The following is a 3,219-nucleotide window of genomic DNA, read 5'->3' on the forward strand; positions in this document are numbered from 1 at the left end:
GGGCCCCACAGCATATCTAGCCTCCATACCTACACGCCGGGTCGTCGAGAGGCTGAAGGAGGAAGGTATACCTGCAAGCCTGTCGTATAGTGCAGGTACTTATCTCTGTAACTATGTTATGTATACACTGCTAAGGCTTTCAGACAGGACCGGGTATCCTAGGAGGGCTGGATTTATCCACATCCCATATACAATAGATATTGCATCTAGAAAGAAGGGGTTGCCTGCAAGCCTTCCCCTCGATGTCTTAGTAAAAGGGGTACTCATAGCTGTAGAGGAGACGATAAAAGAAATAGAAAAAGAGAAATAAATTTCTTTATTGTTTTTCTTTTAGCTCCCTTATCCTTTTGTCTAGTTCTCTTATTTGTTCTTCGAGCCTCGCCCTAGCATCCTCTAGCCAATTCTTGTAGGCCTCCAAATCTGATGCAGTCAAGCCTGGATACGTATAGTAGGATACCCCAGGCGGAGGCGGTGGAACCCTCGCGCCATAAAGCCACCAGCATGCTCCTGGGCCGTAGACCCATCCGGGCCTCTCCCATGGAGGCAGGTATGAAAATGGCCCGTTTCCTGGCCATGGTCCTCTTGCCCATCTACCTTTTCCCCACCATCCCCATGCCATTGTTTTTCACCAAAAGTGAAATAGGTTTCATATATTTAAGCTTTACTCTGTCTTTTCCATGGATGCTTTCTCTGAGAAAACTATCTTTATAGGTCTCAGTTGCAGGATTGCTGTAACCATCTTTTTTCTGCCAGAGTCGAGCATCCTCCAGAAGGTCGCCTTGGACAAGCCTAGCCTCGCTGCTGCTTCGTCGACCTCTAGGTCTTCTGCATAGACAAGCTTTAGCGCCAATAGCTCTTCGGGGTATAGCTCGACAACTTCCTCTGGACTAAATATGCTTGCCGGCGCACTAGTCGGTATAAAAAATATCTCCTTCAAGTTTCCAGAACTAGTGGTGGCTTCTTTTCTCCACACCGAGCGTCTCCATCGTCGCCGCCTGGGACAGCCCTCCATAGATACCTTGCCGATAAAGACTTACACTTATAGATAAGTGATTCGGTTAGGGTAACCAGTTTCAATTAAAATATTAAGTGCAAGAGACATTTGAAAAATTTCCTTGCTAGTTGGGGCAAGGCATGAGGCACACAAAAAGGGATAGATTTTTTTCCCTAAAGTCCCCGAAAGCATTACTATTTAGCTTATTTTAGATAAGGTGAAATGGAATGCAAATTGAAACTTCTCTTGAGGGGCAAGTTGCCTCACGCTTTACTACTGTTAGTTTACTCTCTGGGAATTAGTGTTGAAAACTAGAAGAGGAAAATTCTAGGAAGCATCAAATTGTTTTTGGAATTTCAGTCTCAGAAAATTATATATATTTGTTATAATGACTATAGTTGACATGACAACAACAATATCTGTAACTGAAGATGTCAAAGAAGCTTTGTTAAGAGTAGCTTCAGAGCTACAGCTTAAGCTGGGAAGGAGGGTTGATTTGAACGAGGCTATTAGGTATTTGTTAATAAAGAAAAGAAGACCTGAGCTTCTCGAAGAGGCTTGTAAACCTGTTGCTGGCTTTGAGGAGGCTTACCGAGAACTATTAGAGGGGAGGAGAAAAGATGAAGAGAGAACTCGCAGGAAGTATGGCATTTGACACTAGTGCTCTTCTAGAGCTTATATTTTCAACTCCTCCTGGGATAATGCTTAAGGAGAAACTACTTGCAGAAAGCATCCTAGCTCATACTTCAGAGTTCAACATTTTTGAACTAAGGTATGTTCTATGCAGGAGGCTTGGTCGAGAGGAAGCAGAGAAACGTGTAAATGCGTTAGTCTCTTCAGGGTACTTTTTTATCCATAGGACGTCGAGACTCATAGATAAAGCTTCTTTATTTAAGTGTAGGTATGCTATCGCGGCGGGAGACTGTTTCACATTGGCTGTTGCTCAAAGAATAGAGGGCCCCGCACTATTTGCAAGAAGGGAAAAGGAATTAATGACAGAACTTGAAAAAGATAACGTTGAGGTTGAGATACTATTTCTTGAGGACTTTGTTTAGGGCAAACATTTTTACCTTGCTTTTAGTTTGTTCCTTAGATCTATTTGCTTCTGGTTGGCTACGAGAAAATATTTCAGGAAGGATTCTAAGTCATATTGGCTTTTTGCTCTTCCTCACTCATTCTCTCTATTTCTTTTAGTATCGTTTCTGCAAACTTTGAACCCTTCAAAGCAAGCCAGAAGGAGTTAGATAGAAATCCTTAAAAAATACAATATTGCGACTATTAATTTTTCGAGGAAAAGATGGTCTTAAAAGTTCTACCTTAGAGATTCCTCAGCTTGTTCTTTAGTTCGTGTCTGGTGGCGTACTGGATTTTGTCTGTGAAATTTATCTCTGCTGGGTCAGCGATGGGGGTAATGTATTCTCGGATCAGCTTCCTTACTTGCTCAGCTTCGGCCCTGCCCTCAACGATGACTACAGGGGCTTCGAATTTCTGGGGGTCCGGCTTGCCTGCAACAAGTGTCCTCTTTACGCCGGGCAATGTTTCTATGGCTTTCTCGATCGCCCCGGGGCTTATCCTGTAGCCGTTTATCTTCATGACTGTGTCTCTCCTGCCGAGCACCTGAATGTAGCCGTCGGTCGTGTGGGTGGCTAGGTCGCCTGTGTCGTAGAAGCCCTCTGACCATTTTTCATAGTATTCTTGAGGCGCCTCGACTGGCATGGCTGGCCACGGGTTCTTGACGACTAGCCTGCCGTCACTGAGTATGTCAAGGTGGAAGCCGGGTATCGGGGGGCCGTTGGTTCCTGGCACTATGTGTGGGAACGTGTAGCTTGGGAGGTTGCCTGTAGCAAAGGTTGCTATCTCGCTCTGTATGTATAGGTTTACGACTGGTATTGCTCCTGAGAGTACAGTGGGGTCCGAGTCTATTATTGGTCTATTGAGTGTTCCTAGTTGCCTGTAGGCCCAGCTCCACGTGTCTGTGTCTAGTGGCTCGGCTGTGACGAGTATGGCTTTCAGGGTGTCGTAGTCATGCTTCCTGTAGGTCTCTGGGTTCTGCTTTGAGAGAGCCCTTAGCGCGCCAGAAGTCGTCAGGAATATTGTGACAGCGTATCTTTCGAGTATCGTGAACCACCTGTCCCAGCTTCTCCAGTCTGGGGCCCCGTCGTAAAGGACAATTGTCGTGCCCGTCATTAGGGGTCCGAATAAGAGGTAGGTTACCCCCGTGATCC

5 protein-coding genes and 1 pseudogene are annotated in these 3,219 nt (G+C 45.4%); 3 read left to right on the top strand and 3 right to left on the bottom strand.

What is annotated here, in order from left to right; genetic code table 11:
* Nucleotides 1-310 (top strand): annotated as a pseudogene (locus QXT17_RS09930) (pyroglutamyl-peptidase I); the annotation flags it as partial.
* A gap of 6 nt (nucleotides 311-316) precedes the next feature.
* Here the strand turns inward: QXT17_RS09930 and QXT17_RS09935 are convergent.
* Complete coding sequence (locus QXT17_RS09935; RefSeq protein ID WP_342783894.1) at nucleotides 317-619, bottom strand: hypothetical protein; 303 nt, start codon at nucleotides 617-619, stop codon at nucleotides 317-319.
* 42 nt (nucleotides 620-661) lie between these two features.
* The gene (locus QXT17_RS09940) at nucleotides 662-973 is read right to left on the bottom strand and encodes a DUF134 domain-containing protein (RefSeq protein WP_342783893.1); all 312 of its coding nucleotides are present in this window, start codon (nucleotides 971-973) and stop codon (nucleotides 662-664) included.
* Nucleotides 974-1,382: 409 nt separating this feature from the next.
* Between QXT17_RS09940 and QXT17_RS09945 the strand changes: the two genes are divergently transcribed.
* Both QXT17_RS09945 and QXT17_RS09950 read left to right on the top strand, forming a co-directional pair.
* On the top strand, nucleotides 1,383-1,649 hold the full coding sequence (locus tag QXT17_RS09945; protein WP_342815860.1) for a hypothetical protein: 267 nt from the start codon (nucleotides 1,383-1,385) through the stop codon (nucleotides 1,647-1,649).
* Nucleotides 1,615-2,049 (top strand): PIN domain-containing protein, encoded by a 435-nt coding sequence (locus QXT17_RS09950; protein WP_342783891.1) that lies wholly within the window; start codon nucleotides 1,615-1,617, stop codon nucleotides 2,047-2,049. Before QXT17_RS09945 ends, QXT17_RS09950 begins: the two co-directional genes overlap by 35 nt.
* A gap of 262 nt (nucleotides 2,050-2,311) precedes the next feature.
* On the opposite strand, the gene QXT17_RS09955 is transcribed toward QXT17_RS09950, so the two are convergent.
* The coding region (locus tag QXT17_RS09955; RefSeq protein ID WP_342815861.1) for an AMP-binding protein at nucleotides 2,312-3,219 on the bottom strand (908 nt) is incomplete at its 5' end.

It is taken from the genome of Thermofilum sp. (assembly GCF_038871435.1).
Lineage (GTDB): Archaea > Thermoproteota > Thermoprotei > Thermofilales > Thermofilaceae > Thermofilum > Thermofilum adornatum.

What these genes read in the sequence shown, in the direction of transcription:
- QXT17_RS09945 (WP_342815860.1), top strand. Translation starts at nt 1,383, where the DNA reads ATGACTATAGTTGACATGACAACAACAATATCTGTAACTGAAGATGTC.
- QXT17_RS09935 (WP_342783894.1), bottom strand. Translation starts at nt 619, where the DNA reads ATGGCATGGGGATGGTGGGGAAAAGGTAGATGGGCAAGAGGACCATGG.
- QXT17_RS09950 (WP_342783891.1), top strand. Translation starts at nt 1,615, where the DNA reads ATGAAGAGAGAACTCGCAGGAAGTATGGCATTTGACACTAGTGCTCTT.